Source organism: Vibrio sp. TRT 21S02 (assembly GCF_050113675.1).
Lineage (GTDB): Bacteria > Pseudomonadota > Gammaproteobacteria > Enterobacterales > Vibrionaceae > Vibrio.
The window spans coordinates 108593-129133 of the sequence record NZ_JBNJOI010000010.1; the positions used below are offsets into that span (position 1 = coordinate 108593).

19 protein-coding genes are annotated in these 20541 nt (G+C 46.4%); 8 read left to right on the forward strand and 11 right to left on the reverse strand.

Annotated features, from left to right (window positions below; all coding sequences use genetic code 11):
* Window positions 1-4 precede the first annotated feature (4 nt).
* Entirely contained in the window at window positions 5-757 is a 753-nt protein-coding gene (locus tag ACQEXU_RS14315) for an electron transfer flavoprotein subunit beta/FixA family protein (protein ID WP_427011332.1), read from the reverse strand.
* 202 nt (window positions 758-959) lie between these two features.
* Between ACQEXU_RS14315 and ACQEXU_RS14320 the strand changes: the two genes are divergently transcribed.
* A complete protein-coding gene (locus ACQEXU_RS14320; RefSeq protein ID WP_427011333.1) occupies window positions 960-2627 on the forward strand; it encodes an electron transfer flavoprotein-ubiquinone oxidoreductase in 1668 nt (555 codons plus the stop codon).
* Window positions 2628-2682: 55 nt separating this feature from the next.
* Here ACQEXU_RS14320 and ACQEXU_RS14325 read toward each other — a convergent pair whose 3' ends face one another.
* Both ACQEXU_RS14325 and ACQEXU_RS14330 read right to left on the reverse strand, forming a co-directional pair.
* Window positions 2683-3048, reverse strand: a complete 366-nt coding sequence (locus tag ACQEXU_RS14325; RefSeq protein WP_427011334.1) for a YgiW/YdeI family stress tolerance OB fold protein — start codon at window positions 3046-3048, stop codon at window positions 2683-2685.
* Window positions 3049-3096: 48 nt separating this feature from the next.
* Entirely contained in the window at window positions 3097-4251 is a 1155-nt protein-coding gene (locus ACQEXU_RS14330; RefSeq protein WP_427011335.1) for a DUF5666 domain-containing protein, read from the reverse strand.
* A 91-nt stretch (window positions 4252-4342) separates the two neighbouring features.
* On the opposite strand from ACQEXU_RS14330, the gene ACQEXU_RS14335 reads away from it, so the two are divergent.
* Window positions 4343-5011: a response regulator transcription factor gene (locus tag ACQEXU_RS14335; protein WP_427011336.1), complete on the forward strand. Its 669-nt coding sequence runs from the start codon at window positions 4343-4345 to the stop codon at window positions 5009-5011.
* Window positions 4983-6221: a sensor histidine kinase gene (locus tag ACQEXU_RS14340; RefSeq protein WP_427011337.1), complete on the forward strand. Its 1239-nt coding sequence runs from the start codon at window positions 4983-4985 to the stop codon at window positions 6219-6221. Before ACQEXU_RS14335 ends, ACQEXU_RS14340 begins: the two co-directional genes overlap by 29 nt.
* A gap of 64 nt (window positions 6222-6285) precedes the next feature.
* Here the strand turns inward: ACQEXU_RS14340 and ACQEXU_RS14345 are convergent, their stop codons facing one another.
* The 8 genes from ACQEXU_RS14345 to ACQEXU_RS14380 all read right to left on the reverse strand — a co-directional run bounded on the left by ACQEXU_RS14345 (window position 6286) and on the right by ACQEXU_RS14380 (window position 15317).
* Window positions 6286-7431: a DUF5666 domain-containing protein gene (locus ACQEXU_RS14345; protein WP_427011338.1), complete on the reverse strand. Its 1146-nt coding sequence runs from the start codon at window positions 7429-7431 to the stop codon at window positions 6286-6288.
* Between the two features lie 234 nt (window positions 7432-7665).
* Window positions 7666-8424: an SDR family oxidoreductase gene (locus ACQEXU_RS14350; RefSeq protein WP_367990059.1), complete on the reverse strand. Its 759-nt coding sequence runs from the start codon at window positions 8422-8424 to the stop codon at window positions 7666-7668.
* Window positions 8425-8437: 13 nt separating this feature from the next.
* Complete coding sequence (gene mmsB, locus ACQEXU_RS14355) at window positions 8438-9346, reverse strand: 3-hydroxyisobutyrate dehydrogenase (RefSeq protein WP_427011339.1); 909 nt, start codon at window positions 9344-9346, stop codon at window positions 8438-8440.
* A gap of 10 nt (window positions 9347-9356) precedes the next feature.
* Complete coding sequence (locus ACQEXU_RS14360; protein WP_427011340.1) at window positions 9357-10493, reverse strand: enoyl-CoA hydratase/isomerase family protein; 1137 nt, start codon at window positions 10491-10493, stop codon at window positions 9357-9359.
* A gap of 19 nt (window positions 10494-10512) precedes the next feature.
* Entirely contained in the window at window positions 10513-11301 is a 789-nt protein-coding gene (locus tag ACQEXU_RS14365; RefSeq protein WP_427011341.1) for an enoyl-CoA hydratase, read from the reverse strand.
* Between the two features lie 30 nt (window positions 11302-11331).
* Entirely contained in the window at window positions 11332-12486 is a 1155-nt protein-coding gene (locus tag ACQEXU_RS14370; RefSeq protein WP_427011342.1) for an acyl-CoA dehydrogenase family protein, read from the reverse strand.
* A 63-nt stretch (window positions 12487-12549) separates the two neighbouring features.
* The gene (locus ACQEXU_RS14375) at window positions 12550-14043 is read right to left on the reverse strand and encodes a CoA-acylating methylmalonate-semialdehyde dehydrogenase (protein ID WP_427011343.1); all 1494 of its coding nucleotides are present in this window, start codon (window positions 14041-14043) and stop codon (window positions 12550-12552) included.
* A 50-nt stretch (window positions 14044-14093) separates the two neighbouring features.
* Complete coding sequence (locus ACQEXU_RS14380; RefSeq protein WP_427011344.1) at window positions 14094-15317, reverse strand: thiolase family protein; 1224 nt, start codon at window positions 15315-15317, stop codon at window positions 14094-14096.
* A 249-nt stretch (window positions 15318-15566) separates the two neighbouring features.
* On the opposite strand from ACQEXU_RS14380, the gene ACQEXU_RS14385 reads away from it, so the two are divergent.
* The 5 genes from ACQEXU_RS14385 to ACQEXU_RS14405 are packed head-to-tail and all read left to right on the forward strand — an operon-like array spanning window position 15567 to window position 20539.
* Window positions 15567-15944: a MerR family transcriptional regulator gene (locus ACQEXU_RS14385; RefSeq protein ID WP_367990066.1), complete on the forward strand. Its 378-nt coding sequence runs from the start codon at window positions 15567-15569 to the stop codon at window positions 15942-15944.
* Between the two features lie 50 nt (window positions 15945-15994).
* Window positions 15995-17164: an isovaleryl-CoA dehydrogenase gene (locus tag ACQEXU_RS14390; RefSeq protein WP_427011345.1), complete on the forward strand. Its 1170-nt coding sequence runs from the start codon at window positions 15995-15997 to the stop codon at window positions 17162-17164.
* Between the two features lie 33 nt (window positions 17165-17197).
* On the forward strand, window positions 17198-18799 hold the full coding sequence (locus ACQEXU_RS14395; RefSeq protein WP_427011346.1) for a carboxyl transferase domain-containing protein: 1602 nt from the start codon (window positions 17198-17200) through the stop codon (window positions 18797-18799).
* An 11-nt stretch (window positions 18800-18810) separates the two neighbouring features.
* Window positions 18811-19644 carry an enoyl-CoA hydratase-related protein gene (locus ACQEXU_RS14400; protein WP_427011347.1) on the forward strand — a complete coding sequence of 278 codons (834 nt, stop codon included), beginning with the start codon at window positions 18811-18813 and terminating at the stop codon, window positions 19642-19644.
* Window positions 19631-20539 carry a hydroxymethylglutaryl-CoA lyase gene (locus tag ACQEXU_RS14405; protein WP_427011390.1) on the forward strand — a complete coding sequence of 303 codons (909 nt, stop codon included), beginning with the start codon at window positions 19631-19633 and terminating at the stop codon, window positions 20537-20539. Before ACQEXU_RS14400 ends, ACQEXU_RS14405 begins: the two co-directional genes overlap by 14 nt.
* Window positions 20540-20541 lie beyond the last annotated feature (2 nt).

Genomic DNA, 20541 nt, shown 5'->3' on the forward strand with positions numbered 1-20541 from the left:
CCTCCTACTCGATGACTTTGGCTTCGTGTTTCAGCTTATCAACAAGCTCAGTAACCGTGGCGACACGCTCTCCCGCTTTTCGCTGTGGTGGCAACATGACCTGCAACACACGCTGCCTGACACTAATGTCTACCCCTAAGCTTTCTGCTGCAATCACATCTAGTGGCTTTCGCTTTGCCTTCATAATGTTCGGAAGCGATGCATACCTAGGTTCATTTAAACGAAGATCCGTACTGATCACCGCAGGTAGCTGCAACTTCACTGTTTCTAACCCACCATCGATCTCTCGTGTCACCAAGACGGATTCACCTTCAACCGTTACTTTGGATGCAAAGGTGCCTTGAGGTCGCTGCGCAATCGCCGCAAGCATTTGAGCCACTTGATTATTATCGCTGTCTATCGACTGTTTACCCAAAATAACTAAAGTCGCTTGCTCTTGCTGCATCACCGCATGTAATAACTTGGCGACGGCTAAAGGCTCAAGTGGCGATGAGATTTCGACGTGAATCGCTCTATCCGCCCCCAGAGCAAGAGCCGATCGAAGCTGTTCTTGGCAAGCAGTTTCACCAATGGACACCACTATTACTTCCTCTGCCGCGCCTGATTCTTTCAGGCGAATCGCCTCTTCCACTGCGATTTCACAAAAAGGATTCATCGCCATTTTGACATTGTTTGTTTCAACACCGGAGCCATCACTCTTAACTCTCACTTTAACGTAAGGATCGATGACTCGTTTTATCGCAACCAGAATTTTCACAGTGCCCCCTCATGTAAGAACCGCCACAGTTAAAATAATGCATTGATTTGAAAGATTATTTGTCTATCTCACGCTTGATTTACTTCGATATAACGGCATAAATTGCGTGCGTTTAATCCTATTAAAGAGCTTAGTAAAGTTTACGTTTACGTCAACTGGACTATATTTAATAGCAACTCATGTGTTGATGGATACGCGCACTATGGAAAGAGAAGTCATGGAATTTGACGTTGTCATTGTCGGAGCTGGCCCAGCAGGTCTGGCAGCCGCCTGTAAGCTCACTCAACTTAGCCACAATATGCAGCAAGAAATTAATATTTGCGTTGTAGAAAAAGGCGCTGACGTTGGCGCGCATATCCTTTCCGGAGCTTTGCTCGAAACCACTGCTTTAGAAGAACTGTTTCCTGATTGGCAAGCAATGGGCGCGCCTGTTAATACCCATGTCACCGATGACCAATTGCTTTACTTAACGTCTGCAAATAATCATATTGCGCTTCCCGAATTTCTTACCCCAAAACCCATGCATAATACGCACGACAACTATGTCATTAGCTTAGCCAATATTTGTCGCTGGTTGGCTCAACAGGCGGAAGCACTAGGTGTGGCGATCTTTCCCGGCTTTCCTGCTGCAAACATCAAATATGACGACCATGGCCATGTCACTGGTGTGATAACCCAAGATATGGGGCTCGATAAACAAGGACAACCAAAAGATAATTTTGAACCAGGAATTGAACTCAAAGCGAAATACACCCTTTTCTCAGAAGGCGCTCGCGGCCATCTGGGCAAGCAACTCATTAAACGATTTGAGCTCAACAAAGGAAAGCAGCCACAACATTACGCTCTTGGTATTAAAGAGATCTGGCAACTACCAAAAGCGCATCCGAAATTTCAACAAGGGCTCGCATTACATACCGCCGGATGGCCATTGAGCGAGACAAATTCGACCGGCGGCGGTTTTGTTTACCACAGTGAAAACAACCAAATTGTGGTTGGCTTAATCACAGACTTAAACTACCAAAATCCATATTTAAGTCCATTTGATGAGTTTCAACGCTACAAGCACCACCCTGCAATCAAACCGTTTCTCGAGGGGGGTGAGCGCATCGCATATGGCGCAAGAGCGATAGCCAAAGGCGGGCTGCATGCACTGCCCAAACAGCAGTTTCCCGGCGGTGTATTGATTGGTTGTGATGCGGGCACCTTGAATGCCGCTAAAATTAAAGGTACGCATACCGCGATGAAATCCGGAATGCTGGCTGCCGAAGCCGTATTCGCTGAGCTAACCGCTGGAAATGCGTTAACAGAACCGGATTATCAATCTGTATTTCAGGCATCATGGCTATACCAAGAGCTATTAGAAGGTCGGAACTTTAGCGCGGCACAACATCGATTCGGTAGTGTACTTGGGGGAATGCTCTCGACGTTTGAGCACAATATTTGGATGAAACTGACGGGCAAGATTGCACCTTGGCATCTTGATGACCCATGCCCTGATTACGTCAACCTAAAGCATGCCTCACAGTGTCATCCCATCACCTATCAAAAACCTGATGGCAAGATTAGTTTTGATAAAAACTCTTCTCTGTATTTATCCGGCACGCAACATGAAGAAAACCAGCCATGTCACTTGGTTTTATCCAGCCAAAGCATACCCATTAACAATCATCTCGTGATGTTCGAAGAGCCAGCGCAGCGTTACTGCCCAGCTGGCGTCTATGAAATTGTGTCTGTCGAGGGGGCGAACAAGCTTCAAATCAATGCGGCAAACTGCCTACATTGCAAGACTTGTGACATTAAAGATCCATCGCAAAACATTACATGGCGAACACCAGAAGGTGGTGGAGGGCCGGGCTACCAGAATATGTAGCCTTCAAAGCAGAGCATCGCCTCTGAAAAAATTCTCAGAGACGATGCTTGAGACATTAAAGTTTTTTAATTACATCAACATCTACTGACTTTTTATTCCATTCGGAATCCACTTCGCCAAACAATTGTACTTTGTCTTGAGGTGTAACTTCTTGACCAGCCCACTTATCGTGATCGATTTCCACTTCCATTTCACCAGTCGCATCCCGGAACAAGTAGCGTTCATCACCTAAGCTTTTCACAATGCTACCTGTCAACTCAACGGCACTGTCATCCCTAGCTTCACTGGCAGCTTGAACGGTATTAATTCTTTCACTACCGGGGCCAGAAAAACCACCAGCGGGCTGAGTAATTGTTTCTGTGGATGCGTTTGCCATTGCAGACGCAATAAGAGTTATCGAAACCAACAGCAATTTTTTCATAATGAATCCTTAATCATTGTTTATAGATTTACTTCAGGAACAGCCGACTTAGTCATCTTCGGCTTCAATTTCTTGCGCGATGTACTGACCATTTACTTGAGTAACTTCTGCTTCTACTCGTCTTGCTGGTAAAGTGGTAAATGAAAGTCCATCGTCATAGCGCGTATTGTTATTAACGAAAATGGTATGTTCAGCGTTAACAGTGCGGATCACAAAGCTATGGTCGAGTTGGTTTGTACTCAGCACGACGCCTTCTAAGTCCAACTCACTGTCACCCCAGTCCCCATTACCGATCTCGTCATCAAATTCAACTTCGGTTGCTACAATACGCGGACCATTTTTCGAAGTAGAGACTTCAACGCGCACTCCTGGTTTGAGAGCAGCTTTCGTCCCATCTTCAAAGCGGGTTTGGCTTGTGATCTCAATGTGTCCGCGATAATTCAGCTCAAAAGAATTGCTATCATTCGCAACCCAAGTGACAAGCCCTTCGATTTCAGCATCATCATCCATACCCTCAAGATCTTCGACTTCAACCTTGGTTGCGGTAAAACTTGCACCGTTCAGTGAACCCGACACCTCAACCCACAAGCCATTTTGCAGTTGAGCATTGTCCTCGACGAAGGCGTTGGAGAAATCAATATTCAACGCAGCGCCTAAATCAAAATTAGTATCGGTTAAGTTATTGATAACCCCTTCGACTTCGATGATCCCAACCAAATCCGCATCATCAAACTTGACGACGGATAATACGTGGTACCCGGCATTTGCAGTGGGTAATGAAGACACCATCACCCAATCTCCATTACTTATCTCTGAAGAGAGCTGAGTGAAACTGAGGGTAATACCATTGACTGAAAATGAACCGGCCCCACGATCGATATCGCTGATAAATCCCGTGATAGTGGGTTCAAGTTGAAGTTGGACATTATTCGCAGCAGTAGAACGGCGAGTAGAAGTACCAGTTCTGACTTCCACCAACATATTTGGTCGTAGTTCAGACAAAGGAACCGCTTGGCTAGCGTAAGTCGCCTTGCTCACCGTGTAGTGGTGACCATTGACCGTGACCGTATCTCCAGAAACGGCCTCGATTGTACCGAGAACAGTCGATGGGTTTGCCTTAGCAGGTGCTGAATCACTGCTCTCTCCGCCGCCACACCCGCCCAAAAATAGACCAATCATTGAAGCAATCACTACTTTTTTCATTTTTTACCTCGATTCCTGACGAACTTTTCTCATTCTCGGCGTATGGTATTGCCTCAAACGTGAAGCACTCGTGAAGAAAAGTGATAAGCCTATGAAAATTCTGATTGTCGATGACAGCCACAATGTGGCTGAAACCATCGCGGACTATCTTGAACTCGAAGGCATGACCATTGATTGCGCCTATCATGGTGAAGCCGCGATTCAGCTTGTCAAACAGCACCATTATGATGTCATCATCATGGATATCATGATGCCAAAAACCGATGGCATTTCAGCGGTGGCAAAGCTTAGACAAGAACTCTATTGCGATACACCCGTTCTTTTTCTCACTGCAAAAGATGCCCTCGAAGATAAGGTTGCCGCATTCCAAGCAGGTGGGGACGATTACCTACTCAAACCATTTGCCATGCAAGAGCTTAGCCTCCGAATACATGCTTTAGCGAACCGAGGCCCAAGGCAAGACATCGGACAGTTGGCATTTGCTGATATTCGCATCGATATCAAGACTGACGAAGTCTTCCGTGATGACACTCCGATTAAGCTCAGCCGTCTCCAGTTGCGCATACTCAAAATTCTAATGCGCTACGCCCCTGCAATCGTCAGCCGTCAAGAGGTTATTGATTCCGTTTGGGGAGATGAATCACCGTCAAGCGACGCTTTACGCAGCCACATTTATGGCTTAAGAAGTGCCCTTGATAAAGGGTTTGAGCAATCAAGATTAGAGACCATTCATGGACAAGGCTACCGAATCAAAGCATAAAACGTTTCCTAGTATTTACCGTAAGATCCGTAATAGCTTCGCTATCATGACCTTCGCCATGTTTAGTTTGTTTTGGTCGGTCATTTATGTCGCAGAAAATCAATTGGAGGTGATAAGTCTGCACCATTGGCTGGATACGGAAGCCAGTCGCTACATCGAAGAATACAAAACCTTAGGCGATAAAGCTGTGCTGCCCCATGATGGGGAGTTTTCTACCTATTGGAGTAAACAACCTTTACCTAATTGGCTCCAACAGTTTCAGTCTCCGGGATTTTATGAATATTTGCTGGGTGAAGAAGACAAACACTTCATTGTCACACCTCATCCTTCTGGAGATGGATTAATGTATATCGTGTTTAAGGACGATGCCGATGACTACCTCGACGAATATGAGTTGAGTTTGCACAACTTTACTTTTTTGATGGGAGGGATTATTTCCTTAGTCATGATTGTCTATGGCTTCTACTTGGTACGTTCATTGTCTAAGCCATTGAACCACATCGAGGAAAAAATCACACAAATGCCGCCCGATCAGCCGACATTTAACGTCGAAACCGCTTTTGCTGAAACTCGCCATATCGAGCAAACGCTGCTCGACTCGAAAAATCACATTTCTGGATTCTTCCAGCGAGAAAAAGAGTTCAGCCGCTTTGCCTCTCATGAGCTTCGAACACCGATTATGGTCATCAAAGGCTCTTCTGATTTACTGGCTAAGATCCCTGAACAACCACCTATTGCTAATAAAGCGATTAAACGGCTATTACAAGCAAGTGACCAGATGCGTGTTCTGACAGAAGCCTTTTTGCTCTTGGGAAAAGAGGCCATCGAGCCTCATCACTTAACTGAACAAAACTTAGCACAAGCGCTAACCCAACAACTCGACGAAATGGCACCACTTTTTGCCAAGCAGAATTGTGGTTATTCGCTGCGCATTGATTCAACACACACCCTACTCGCACCAGAAAGTTTTGTAACAATTGTGATTAATAACCTAATAAAAAATGCATTTAGCTACAGCGTTGGGGACATAGAAATCAACCTAACCGATCATGAATTGATAATTTGTAACCAACATGACGGAAACGAGACTTACAACGCAGGCTACGGCTGTGGCTTGGTGATTGTTCAACGGATCAGTGAACGCATGGATTGGCAATTTGAAACCAGTGAACACCATCAATATTTCACTGCAAAAGTCCGATTCAACTAACCATTAGGAGCAAACAAACCGGTAAGTGAGATTGCATCTAACTTTTGCAATCTCACGTCTTTGCTTAATTATTTAATTCCACTTCATAAGCGATATATTGATCATTCACCAGATACACCTCTACTTCAATGGACTGACTCACTAAAGAACCAAAACTGAGCCCATCTTCGTAGCGTGTATTTTCATTAACGAAAATCGTAAGATCATTGCCATTAACGCGAATAATAAATGATTGAGAAGCATCATTTTCACTTTGCACAACGCCTTCAAACTCTATTTCGGCGTTTCCCCAACTTCCTGAATAATCATCATCTTCAAATTCTATTTCTGTTGCGATGAAAGCGTCGGCTTGACGGATAAACTCTACTTCAACCAATTTACCCACCGCTAAGTCACTTTGAGCGCCACCTTCAAACTCAGTGGAACTGTTTATTAGAAAATAACCGAGGTAATTGAGTTGAATTGACGAGAGATCATCAGCTACCCACGTGATCATACTTTCGATTTCAGCATCAGACGAAAAATCGTCAAAATCTTCTACTTCTACCGTTGTGGCATTAAAAAGCGAGCCACTAAATGTCCCGACTACTTCAACCCAGACACCATTTGCAAGCGAGTCACCTTCTAAAATAGAAGCATTACTATAATCTACCGTTACAAGGCCACCTATCGTAAAGGTTGATGACGTCAGATCGCTCACAACACCTTCAACTTCTGCCTGACCCAATAATTCCGAGTCATCAAATTTCACGACCGATAATACAATGTAACCACCGCTACCATCAGGAAATGCAGAAACCATTACCCAGTCCGAATTCTCTACTTCTGATGAAAGCCCGATGAAGGTGAGGGAGATACCATTCACCTTAAAGGAACCCGTCGAATAGTTGATCTCTGAAATAATGCCCGCAATGGTTGGTTCTAACTCTAAGTTAATGTGGTTACTGTAAGCCAACTCTCTTGTTTGCGTGCCAGAGCTTACAATCGCAATCATATCTTTACGGACATCAGATAAAGATAAGCTAGTTGCACCATAATTAACCGACGATACATCGTAAACGTGGCCATTGACGGTAACTTGGCTACCAGATATCGAATCGATAGTCCCATAAGCTGAAGATGGTATTGATTGAGTGCTGTTACTTTCACCACCGCCTCCTCCACATGCCATCATCATCAGGCACGTAAACATCACCAATAGACGACTCATCTTAATATCCCTCTTCATCAATGACGTACCAAGCTCTAAAGCTTATCGAACAACGTTAATGATAAAATTATAGACAACCTTAATGAGCACTATGTGAAAAAACTCAGCGAATTAAAGAACCTCATACTTCAATACGATGGATGTTGAACTGCATGCATTCAAAGCCTTGATTAGCGACAAGCCGCTACGAGAGCGGCTTCAACATTGAGTAAACTTATCGAACGGCATTTAACGTTACATCCGGATTCCACCATCGATCTCTAACACTCGGCCTGTCACATAATCATTTTCTAAGATGAATTTGACTGTATGAGCAATTTCGTTCGCTTCCCCCATTCGCCCTATCGGGATCATCTTTTCAAATCGCTCAATGGCTTCTGGCTTCATTTGTTGAGCCATGGCTGTATGAATTAATCCCGGCGCAATGGCCGCAGCACGAATGCCATATCGTGCAAGTTCCTTCGCCCATGTAGTGGCTAACGCCGCGACAGCAGCTTTAGATGCCGCATAATTGCTTTGTCCGATATTCCCGGCACGAGAAACACTGGAAATGTTAATGATCACGCCCTTAGTATGTGTTTCAATCATCTTGGCGGCGGCTTCACGCCCACACAAAAAAGTACCGGTTAAGTTAACGTTAATAACAGAGTTAAACTGTTCCAACGACATTTTCGTTAATTGACCATCTTTTGATTTGACCAACAAACCATCACGTAAGATCCCAGCGTTGTTAACCAAGCCATCAAGCTGCCCAAAGTCAGCCACAATATCGTCAAAAACCTGCACCACATCCGCTTCTTTGGTGATATCGAGTGAGTAACATAAGGCTTTAGTGCCCAGCATATTACACTGTTCTTGTGTGCTATGAAGGCCCTCTTCATTGACATCAATAAGCGCCAATTCAGCTCCTGCTTGAGCAAGTGTAATTGCCATCATTTGGCCTAATCCTTGCCCTGCTCCAGTAATCGCAATCACACTCTCTTTCAGTTCCATGTTACTTCTCCAATTAAGGCTTCGACTGTTGCCTGTAAAATTCAAACAAACTTGAAAAGTCTAGCTCTTCATTGCCATTCGCGTTATGAAATGCATATAAGTTTCTTGCCAGTGCCCCCATTGGAATAGAGGATTGGCTCTTAGATGCGGCTTCCAAGCCAAGACCAAGATCTTTTAGCATCAGTTTAGCCATAAAACCCGGTTGATACTGATTACTTGCCGGTGAATTTTCCATGATCCCCGGGCATGGGTTGTAAAGTTCCAATGCCCAGTTACGCCCTGAGCTCTGCAACATAATATTCGACAACACTTGAGGGTCGAGCCCATTATCAATACCCAGATTAAGCGCTTCACAAGTACCGGACATCAAAATTCCGAGCATCAGATTATTGCAGATTTTACCCATCTGTCCGTCACCAGCCTTACCGGCGTGGAAGATGTTTTTACCCATATGGGTTAAAACCTGCTCAGCTTTAGTGAATGCAGTATCACTACCACCAACAATAAAGGTTAATGTGCCTGCCTTTGCGCCTGCTACACCGCCAGAAACGGGGGCGTCGACAAACTCAAGACCATGCTTTTCAGCCTCACTTGCTACTAACCTTGCGGAATCTGGATCAATGGTTGATGAGTCAATCAAAAAGGTATTTTGTGCCACTAGCTTTAGTAGCCCCACACCACCACTATGATCGCCTAGATACACCGCACGAACATGCTCGCCAGCCGGAAGCATAGTGATCACTACATCGGCTCCCGCAACCACTTCCTCGGCACTGCTTGCAACTTTTGCTCCCTGCGCAGCAATACTTTCCGTTGCCGCTGTATTGAGGTCAAACACTTGTACTCGCTTACCAGCAGCAAGTAAGTTTGCTGCCATGGGGGCCCCCATGTTACCGAGGCCAATAAAGGCAATTGTGTTCATTTGTTTCCCCCTATTCTGCTTCCTGCCCAAGATCTTTTAATGGATGCTCACCTTCCGGCCACAAAGAGGTGAAGAGCTCGTCAATCACCTTTTCATCAACCGCATTAACGCTATTAAACATCCAGTTAGGTTGATCATCTTTGTTTATGAGCCGCGCTCTAACGCCTTCTTGAAACTCGCCGAGCAGAGCACTTCTAACGGATAGATTGAGCTCCACTTGAAAACACTCGGCCAATGATAAAGTGTGACAGCGAGTAACCTGACGAAAGCATATATGAGCGGTAATCGCACTGCCTTCGGCCAGAGTATGCTTCGCCTGAGACAGCCATTTGCTGTCTCCCTTCAATGACAAAATTTGTTCGCACATCACGCTAAGATCTTCACCTGAACAAATCTGCTTGATGGCCGGGAGATACAAAGTCATCTGACTGACTGGTACGTTGTCCCGAAACTGGCGTGATAAAGCTTCGATCACTTCGGTCACCGCAAGGTGGGCATTCTCTTTCTTATTCCAATGCGTACCTTGCAGCGTTTTAATGAGCTCTTCTTTTTGCTCGGACAATAAAAAATGATCCGCCATATTAATCGATAGCGCATCACAAGCATTTACTGATGCACCCGTTAAGCCCAAAAACAGCCCGACTCTTTCATCCAATTGATTAAGAAACCATGTACCGCCCACATCAGGGTATAGACCAATGTTGATCTCTGGCATGGCTAAACGTGAGGCTGGAGTGACGATCTTATGGCTCGTTCCCATAAAAAGCCCCATTCCACCGCCCATAACGATGCCATCACCCCAACCAATAATGGGTTTAGAATAAGTATGAATGCGATAGTCACATTCGTATTCGACGGTAAAAAACTCGGTGCAGAAGTCTTGGGTTTCTTGCTTTGTTTTGTCTCGCATCACGTTGTGCATCGTCCGCACATCACCACCAGCGCAAAATGCTCTTTCACCCGCACCTTGCATGAGCACACAGACGAGATGCGCGTCATCTTCCCAAGCCTTTAGCTGCTCATTAAGCTGCTTGAGCATCGTCAGTGTTAGCGCGTTGAGTGATGTAGCGTTGTCGAGTGTCGCAATGCCAATTTTATGCTGACCATCACTACAATAACGTTCTTCAAAACTCACCCTATCGACCATAAAGCCTCCAACCTGATTTTCATTGGTTCTTCCATTGTGCTTTTCGTTTTTCTAGAAACGCTTGAACGCCTTCCTGCTGATCTTCGGTATCAAACAAGTTGATAAACAGTTCTCGCTCTTTTACTAACCCATGTGATAACGGCGCATTTCTGGTGTTTTGGATCAATGTTTTACAAGCAGCAACTGACGAAGGAGACTGATTAGATACTGAACTGGCTAATGCAATTGCTGTCTCTAACGACTGGCCTTTTGCCACAACTTCTTCCACCAAACCAATCTTGTACGCTTTTTCTGCACAAAGTTGCTCGCCACATAAAATGACCCGTTTGGCCCAACCTTCTCCCACCAACGCAGTGAGATTCTGCGTTCCTCCAGCACAAGGCAATAACCCGACTTTCGCTTCCGGAAGTGCCATTACCGCTTGCTCTTCGACAATACGAATATCACAAGCGAGTGCCACTTCGAGTCCGCCACCCATGGCGTAGCCGTTAATTGCGGCAATCGAGACGCCACGAAACGCAGACAGCGTTTCAAATGCTTCGCCAAAAATGCGCGACATCGTGACAGCAACCGACTTATCACCACTTGCAAACAAATTCAGGTCGGCCCCTGCTGAGAAAAATTTCTCACCTTGCCCGGTTAGGACTAAGGCATAAATGTTTTTATCTTTATTTAACGAAAGGATAAGCTGCTTTAATCCTATGAGGCTCTCTGCCGTCCAGGTATTCGCAGGAGGGTTGTTCATGGTGATCACGGCAATGTGACCTTCGATTCGAGACTCAATTGCAGCTATTTCAGACTGTGGCATCACTCACTCCTTGGTTAATGACGGCTGAACTTAAAGTAGCTCTGCACTTTCCGTTAATAATCGGCGGGCGATAATCAAGCGCATGATTTCATTAGTACCTTCCAGTATCTGATGCACACGAACATCACGAAAATAGCGCTCCAACGGATACTCTCGGATATATCCGTAGCCCCCATGTAACTGCAGCGCCTGATCACACACTTTAAAACCCACATCAGTCGCAAAACGTTTTGCCATTGCACAATAAGCGGTCGCATCATCACTGCCTGCATCCAGCTTGCTGGCGGCGTAGCGAACTAATTGGCGCGCAGCCACTAACTCCGTCGCCATGTCTGCCAATCTAAATTGTAGTCCTTGAAAGTCAGCCAATGGCTTGGCAAATTGTCTTCGCTCTTGCAAGTATTGCTTGGTGTTATCCAATGCTTGTTGCGCCGTTCCTACAGAACAGGTTGCAATATTGATCCGCCCACCATCTAACCCTTTCATCGCGAAAGTAAATCCTTCGCCCTCTTGGCCTAAAAGGTGGCTGGCGGGAATGGAAACCTTGTCGAACGTGATCATTCGGGTGGGCTGGCTGTTCCAACCCATTTTAGGCTCTTTCCTGCCATAGCTAATCCCTTCTGCATCCGCTGGTACCACAAAGGCAGAGATACCTTTGGCTTTTTCGTCAGAAGTTCGCGCCATCACCACTAATATTTGGGTTTCACCTGCGCCGGAAATAAACGCTTTACTGCCGTTTAGCACATAATGATCACCCATTTTTTTGGCCATTGTTGCTAGCGAAGCGGCATCTGAGCCTGCATTGGGTTCTGTTAAACAGTAAGACCCTAAATACTCACCAGTGACTAACTTCGGACAGTAGGTTTCGTGTACCTCTTTTGAACCAAACGACGCCACCATCCAACTCACCATATTGTGAATGGTCATAAAGGCTGTGGTTGAGGTACAACCCATCGCAAGTTGCTCAAAAATGATCGATGAATCCAAACGGCTCAATCCAAGGCCGCCTTGCGCTTCCGGTGTATAGAGGCTCATAAAACCTAACTCGCCTGCTTCGCGTAACACATCCACTGGGAAATGCTGTTTTTCATCCCATTCAGCGGCCATTGGCGCTAGACGCTCCTGCGCAAATTGTCTTGCTGTATCGGTAAACGCTCTTTGATCTTCGTTTAACTCAAAATCCATTTCGCGCCCCTTTTAACGTCCACTTATTGATGGTCATAAACACGTACTCCGATGAATCAGCCACTATTTAAGCTGGATCGTTAAGTTTGGGCCTGTTGGAATATCATCATCGAACCATCGCGCCGTCACCGTTTTTGTTTCGGTATAAAAACGAACGGCTTGTTTCCCATAAGCATGCAGATCGCCATAGAAACTGCCTCGCCAACCGGTAAAAGAAAAGAAAGGCAATGGAACCGGGATTGGCACATTGATCCCAACCTGACCCACTTGAATTTGGTGCTGGTATTTGCGCGCAGCAGCGCCGCACGCAGTAAAAATAGACGTCCCATTTCCATAAGGGTTGGCGTTGATCAGCGCAATCGCCTCTTCTAGGGTTTCGACTTCCATGCACAGCAGAACTGGCCCAAAGATTTCTTCTTGGTAAACCGACATGTCGGTAGTCACACCGCTAAATAACGTTGGACCAACCCAGTTCCCCTCAGGAAAACCATCAACATGGCACTGGCTTCCATCCAATTCACATCGAGCACCCTGAGACTTCCCTTCCTCGATTAACCTTAATACGCGCAGCTTCGCTTGCTGACTAATCAACGGTCCATAAGCAGCATTTTCATCATCCCAAGCGCCGGGACACATTTTTGCCATTTCATCGCGAAGTTCACCAATCCACGCCTTTGAACTGCCAACAAATACCGCCACCGAAATCGCCATACAGCGCTGACCCGCAGCACCGATGGATGAACCAACAAGGTTGTTGATGACCTGCTGCTTGTTCGCATCCGGCATCACCACCATATGATTTTTGGCTCCGGCAAAAGCTTGAACCCGTTTAAAGTGTCGCGTGGCCTCGGTGTAAATATACTGCGCCACAGCAACCGAGCCGACAAACGACACAGTGCGAACATCAGGATGTGACAGTAGGTAATCCACCTGCTCTTTGCGGCCATGCACAATTTGCAACACACCTTTCGGAGCACCTGCTTGCTCAAACAATTGCGCGAGCCGAATGGAGGTTAACGGTACTTGCTCAGAAGGTTTTAGGACAAAGGTGTTCCCAGCGGCAATGGCGATAGGAAACATCCAGAGTGGGATCATTGCAGGGAAGTTGAATGGTGTAATGCCGCAACAAACACCGAGTGGCTGGATCATCGAGTAACTATCAATATCCGTCGCCACATTCTCAACGGTTTCGCCCATCATATTGCTGGCTATATTAGCGGCTTGTTCCACCACCTCAATGCCACGCCATACATCCCCTTTCGCATCGGCAATGATCTTACCAGTTTCTTGAGACAGCAACTCAGCCAGTTCATCGTGGTGCTCTTTTAACAATTGTTGGTAGCGCAGCATCAGCCTTGCGCGTTCAGACACAGCAACTTCTTTCCACGTTTCAAAAACCTGAGCCGCACTCGCAACGGCTTCAGCCATTTCATCCTCGGTGGCACATGGCAACATGGCAATTTCCTGATTGGTTGCTGGGTTCGTAACTTCAATCCACGTTTCGGTATCTGATTGACGAAACGCTCCAGCAACAAATAATGGCACTGGTTGTGACATAGTGTTGTCCTTATGCTTTCTGGCTATCACATGTGTAATAGCCATTCAGTTTAAACCGGTATCTCGATTCCAATAGCGGTCGCTTCTCCGCCACCAATACAGAGTGATGCCACACCACGCATCACCTTTCTTTCACCATGATTCGATTCGGAATCCGCTTGTTGTAACTGCCGCAGCGCATGCGTTAACGTAACAATAATCCTTGCTCCGCTAGCACCAATAGGATGGCCAATTGCACATGCGCCACCTTTTACGTTCACCTTATCTTGAGAAATACCGAGCTGCTGAATCGCAATTTGAGTCACAACCGCAAACGCCTCGTTGATCTCCCATAAGTCCACCTCATCCACTGCCCAATCAAGCTGTGACAAAAGCTGTTCAATGGCATAAACAGGCGCGATGGTAAATTCTGCAGGTTGGCGTGCATGTGATGTATGACCGCGAATAACAGCAAGTGGAGACAAGCCATTGTTTTGCGCTTGTTCCGCCTGCATTACCACCAGTGCCGCTGCACCATCTGAAATTGCGCTTGAGTTGGCCGCAGTGACGGTACCATTGGCATCAAACGCTGGCCTAAGCATGGGAATTTTATCTGGGTTTATCGTGGTTGGGTGCTCATCAAAATCCAACACTTCTTCACGGTTTTTCCGCTTATGAAGAATAGTAATTGGCACGATTTCATCATCGAAAAGCGATTGTTCCTGAGCATTTATCGCCCTCGTCAATGACGTTTTGGCCCAAACATCCATCTGTTTACGTGTATATTGGAATTTATCGGCCGTACTCTGAGCATAAACGCCCATGAGCTCGCCTTCGTAAGCATCTTGTAATCCATCCAGAAACATATGGTCAAAAGCCGTGCTGTGCCCCATTCGCATGCCTTTACGACTGTCTTTGAGCAAATAAGGCGCATTGGTCATACTCTCCATGCCACCCGCCACTGCCGAGCAAATGGTGCCCGCCTTAATCAAATCATAAGTCAGCATGACTGCCTTCATCCCGGAGCCACAAACTTTGTTGATGGTGGTACAGGCAACATGCTCACCCAACCCAGCCCCTAAAGCCGCTTGTCTTGCTGGCGCTTGGCCGATGCCGGCAGGCAGCACACACCCCATGTACACTTCATCCACCAGTGAGCTCAAACATACATCAGTCGCTAGCGCACCTTTAATCGCATACTGCCCCAGCTCTGGAGCTGAAAATGTCGCTAACTTTCCTTGAAAGCTACCAATTGGTGTTCGTTTTGCTGCAACAATCCAAATTTCATTTTCCATGACGTCTTCTCGGTATCCTCACTATTCGGAATGGCAGAAGAGAAAAAAGCGCATGAGCGTGAATTTCTTATCTATCGACCTACCAACAACCTATCCGGATTTCAAACTTGACGTTTACGTAAGCATAGCACTAACATTTACGTAAACGTCAACAAACAAACCGATAACACAGTTAGATTTAGAAAATTCCTTGTTAAATAAGCAGTTTTTGAAGCCAAATTAATTTACATGATTGGGGAACGTCACCAGGTGGAAACATTTAAGATCAGTGAACTTGCAAAAGAGTTTGATATCACAACCCGAAGCATTCGATTTTATGAAGATGTCGGCTTAATTCAGCCCGATCGCAAAGGGAAGATTCGTGTTTATCAGCGCCGGGATAAAGTGCGCCTTAAACTTATCTTACGCGGCAAAAGGTTGGGGTTTTCCCTTGCCGAAATTAAAGAACTGTTTGCGCTTTATGATACCCACCAGAGTGAAAATCAATTGATCAAAATGCTCAAGATCATTGATGAGAGACAAGCATTATTGCAAAGACAACTGGATGATATTCGCGTCGTAATGGATGAACTGAATACAGCAAAGCTGCGTTGTGAGGAAGCCTTAAAACGCACTGAGGTCAGCTAATTCAATTGAATGGTTCATTCATACGCTCTCGTCTACGCTGAGGAGAGGTTATGAAGAGTCACTATAGCGCACTAAATTTTGGTCATGACGAAACCCTCAATTTACTGCGAGAACATGTGAATGCGTTTGCCGCAGAGCATATTGCGCCAATCGCAGCTGATATTGATCGAGACAACCAATTCCCCACCCCTTTATGGCAAAAGCTTGGGGAAATGGGGCTGCTCGGCATCACTGTCGACGAAACGCTCGGCGGTGCGGGTATGGGATATTTGGCTCACACCATCGCAATGGAAGAAATTAGCCGAGCCTCGGCCTCTGTTGGCCTAAGCTACGGTGCCCACTCCAATCTCTGTGTTAACCAAATCTTTCGTAACGGGAATTCTAATCAGCGCAAAAAATTCTTGCCCAAACTCATCGATGGAAGTCATGTCGGCGCACTGGCTATGAGTGAAGCCAATGCGGGCTCTGACGTGGTCAGTATGCAATTAAAAGCGGATTTGCACGGCGATCATTTTGTCCTTAACGGCAACAAAATGTGGATCACTAACGGCCCAGACACAGACGTGTTAGTGGTGTACGCCAAAACCGATCCAGCGGCAGGTTCCCGTGGTATTACGGCTTTTATTATCGAACGCAAATTTGCTGGATTTAATCATGCTCAAAAACTCGACAAACTGGGTATGCGGGGCTCAAACACCAGTGAGTTGGTTTTTGAAAACTGCAAAGTTCCTATAGACAATGTGCTTGGCCAAGTAAATCACGGTGTCGAAGTGCTGATGAGTGGGCTCGACTATGAACGCGTCGTACTCGCAGGTGGCCCACTTGGGATCATGCAGGCATGCTTAGACTTGGTTGTGCCATATATTCATGATCGTAAACAGTTTGGTCAATCTATCGGCGAGTTTCAGTTAGTTCAAGCCAAGCTTGCCGACATGTACACACGCACCAATGCTGCCAGAGCTTACGTTTATACCGTCGCATCTGCCTGCGACCGCGGTGAAACCACACGCAAAGATGCCGCAGGAGCCATTCTCTATAGCGCTGAACTAGCCACCCAAATTGCACTCGATGCCATCCAACTTTTGGGCGGCAATGGTTATATCAATGAATTCCCTGCGGGCCGTCTTCTGCGTGACGCCAAATTGTATGAGATTGGTGCTGGTACTTCTGAAATACGACGAATGTTGATCGGCCGAGAGCTGTTTGACGAATCTCATTAATTCATTGGGTTACTACCTTTATTGGAGAAACACATGGCCATTATTCAAAGCAGAATCAAACCAGAATCCGAATTGTATCAATCCAATCACAGCATCATGTCTGAGTTGGTGACGAACCTAAACTCAAACTTAGCGGCGATAAAACTGGGCGGTGGTACCAAAGCCATAGAACGGCAAAAAAGTAAGGGGAAACTTCCTGTTCGAGAACGTATTAAGGCTTTGCTGGATAAAGACAGTCATTTTCTTGAAATCGGCGCATTTGCTGCATGGCGCGTTTACGACGAAAACGTACCATGTGCTGGTGTTGTGGCTGGTATTGGATTGATTAACAATGTGCAATGCATGATCGTGGCAAATGACCCCTCGGTTAAAGGTGGTACCTACTATCCACTTACGGTGAAGAAACATTTAAGAGCGCAGGAGATCGCTCAGCGCTGCCACTTACCTTGCCTATATTTGGTTGACTCCGGAGGCGCAAACCTGCCTCACCAAGCCGAGGTTTTCCCTGATAAAGAACACTTTGGCCGCATATTTTTCAATCAAGCACGGATGTCTGCCTTAGGCATTCCCCAAATCGCGATTGTGCTTGGTCCCTGCACCGCTGGTGGCGCGTACATTCCGGCGATGGCGGATGTGTCTATTATCGTGAAAGAGCAAGGCACCATTTTCTTGGCCGGCCCTCCTTTAGTCAAAGCCGCGACTGGTGAAGTGGTCACTGAACAAGCATTAGGCGGCGCTGATGTTCATTGCAGAAAATCGGGCGTCGCTGACTATTATGCTGAAAGCGAAGCCCACGCATTTACCTTAGCTCGTGAAGCAGTGTCCAGTGCCCATGCCGTGGAGATTTCGCCTTCAACATCGGCTCTACCTCCTCGTTATGGCAATGATGAACTCTATGGCATCGTCAATGCCGATTTAAGACTTTCTTTTGATGTTAGAGAAGTGATAGCCCGGCTTGTGGACGATTCCAACTTTGATGAGTTCAAAGCTCTCTATGGCGCCACGCTTGTTTGTGGTTTCGCCCAGCTCAACGGCTTCCCCATTGGTATTGTGGCAAATAACGGCATTTTATTTTCAGAGTCAGCCCAAAAAGGCGCACACTTTATTCAGTTGTGTGCCAAACGAAAGATCCCACTGCTCTTTTTGCAAAATATCACTGGATTTATGGTTGGTAAAAAAGCCGAGGAGCACGGTATCGCCAAAGATGGCGCCAAATTGGTGATGGCCGTGGCCTGCGCTGACGTCCCCAAATTTACCGTGATTATCGGTGGTTCTTATGGTGCAGGAAACTATGGCATGTGCGGACGAGCTTATGATCCCACTATGATTTGGATGTGGCCAAACGCACGGATCTCGGTGATGGGCGGTGAGCAGGCCGCAGGCGTTCTCGTCCAAGTAAAACAAGATAAGTTACATCGTCACGCAGAGAATTGGAGTGATGAAGACAAGCAAGCCTTTCGCAAGTCAGTGATCAAACGATATGAATCAGAAGGTCACCCTTTCTACGCCAGTGCGCGCTTGTGGGATGATGGCATTATCGACCCCAAAGAGACCAGAAAGGTACTTTCTCAAGCACTATCGGCAACACAAAATGCCTCCACTCAAGAGAGCCAATTTGGTATTTTTCGCATGTAGGGAACCAGCTTATGTCCACCGAACAACAGAAAGATCCATTGTGTGAGGTTAATGACTACGGTGTTGCGACATTAACGTTAAATCGAGTCGATAAACACAATGCATTTGACGATCAACTCATTGCAGGCCTCACCAACCAGCTCAAACAACTTCAGCAACTGCCTAACGTTCGAGTATTGATATTGCGTGCCAACGGAAAGCATTTTTCCGCCGGTGCCGATTTGCACTGGATGAAGTCAATGGCACAACAAAGCCATGAAGCAAACTTGAGTGATGCACGCGCTTTGGCTCACTTAATGCGAACGCTCGATACCTTTCCTCACCCAACGATTGCCCTTGTTCATGGGTGCGCCTATGGCGGAGCTCTGGGACTCATATGTTGTTGTGACATTGCGATCGCTGAAGATCGATCTCGATTTTGCCTGAGTGAAGTGAAGTTAGGATTGCTCCCTGCCACCATCGCGCCCTATGTGCATCGCGCAATAGGAAACCGCCATTCGCGACGTTATATGCTGACTGCCGAAGCCATCACAGCTCAAACCGCAAAGGACATCGGCTTGATCCACGAACTGGTCGACGTTGGAACATTAGACAGCGCACTCTCTCCCCTTATTAAACACATCCTTAAAAACAGCCCTGCGGCCATAACCCAAGCAAAATTGCTGTGCGCCAAATGTTATCAGCAAACCATCGACAACGACCTCATCAACCACACCAGCCAGTTAATTGCCGACATACGTGTTTCCAAACACGGACAGGAAGGATTAGACGCCTTCTTTTCACAGCGCCCTGCGAGTTGGGTCAGAACAACCGGAGATGACGAAGATGAACATCCAACTTCCTGACTCGGTCACTATTGTCGAAGTCGGTGCACGTGATGGTTTGCAAAATGAAGCCAAAATTGCAACTCGTGACAAAGTCACGCTGATTAATCAGCTGTCACAAACGGGTTTGACACATATTGAAGCGGGTGCTTTCGTCTCCCCGAAATGGGTGCCACAAATGGCAGACTCAGATGCTGTCCTTACTCAAATATCACGTCAAACTGGTGTGATTTATTCCGCCCTCACGCCAAATCTAAAAGGCCTTGATCTTGCGCTTCATGCCAAAGCTGACCAGGTCGCCGTGTTTGCGTCTGCATCCGAAGGTTTTAGCCAGAAAAACCTCAACTGTTCAATCGCTCAAAGCTTAGAACGATTCGCACCTGTGATTGAAAAAACCAAGCAAAGTAACATCAAAGTACGTGGTTATTTATCCTGTGTAGCAGAATGCCCCTATGACGGATTCACAACGCCAAAACAAGTTGCCACCGTTGCCAAGCACCTGTTTGATATGGGCTGCTACGAAATATCTCTCGGAGATACGATAGGAACAGGAACACCTTTACGTATCGCTAAAATGATTGAAGCCGTGTCAAATGAAGTTCCTGCGTCGCACCTTGCGGTCCATTTTCATGACACATGGGGACAAGCGCTGCCTAATATCTACCAAGCGCTACAAATGGGAATACGGGTGATCGACAGCAGCGTGTCTGGGTTAGGTGGATGCCCGTACGCACGTGGTTCAGCCGGGAATGTCGCAACGGAAGATGTATTATACCTTTGCCGTGGGTTAGGTATTAACACCGGGATAGATATGGATAAAGTCATTGAAGCGGGTCGGTTTATTAACCAAAAACTCAAGCGGAAACCGACGTCTAAAGTCGCCTTAGCTTACACGTCTCATACCCGACACAACTAACT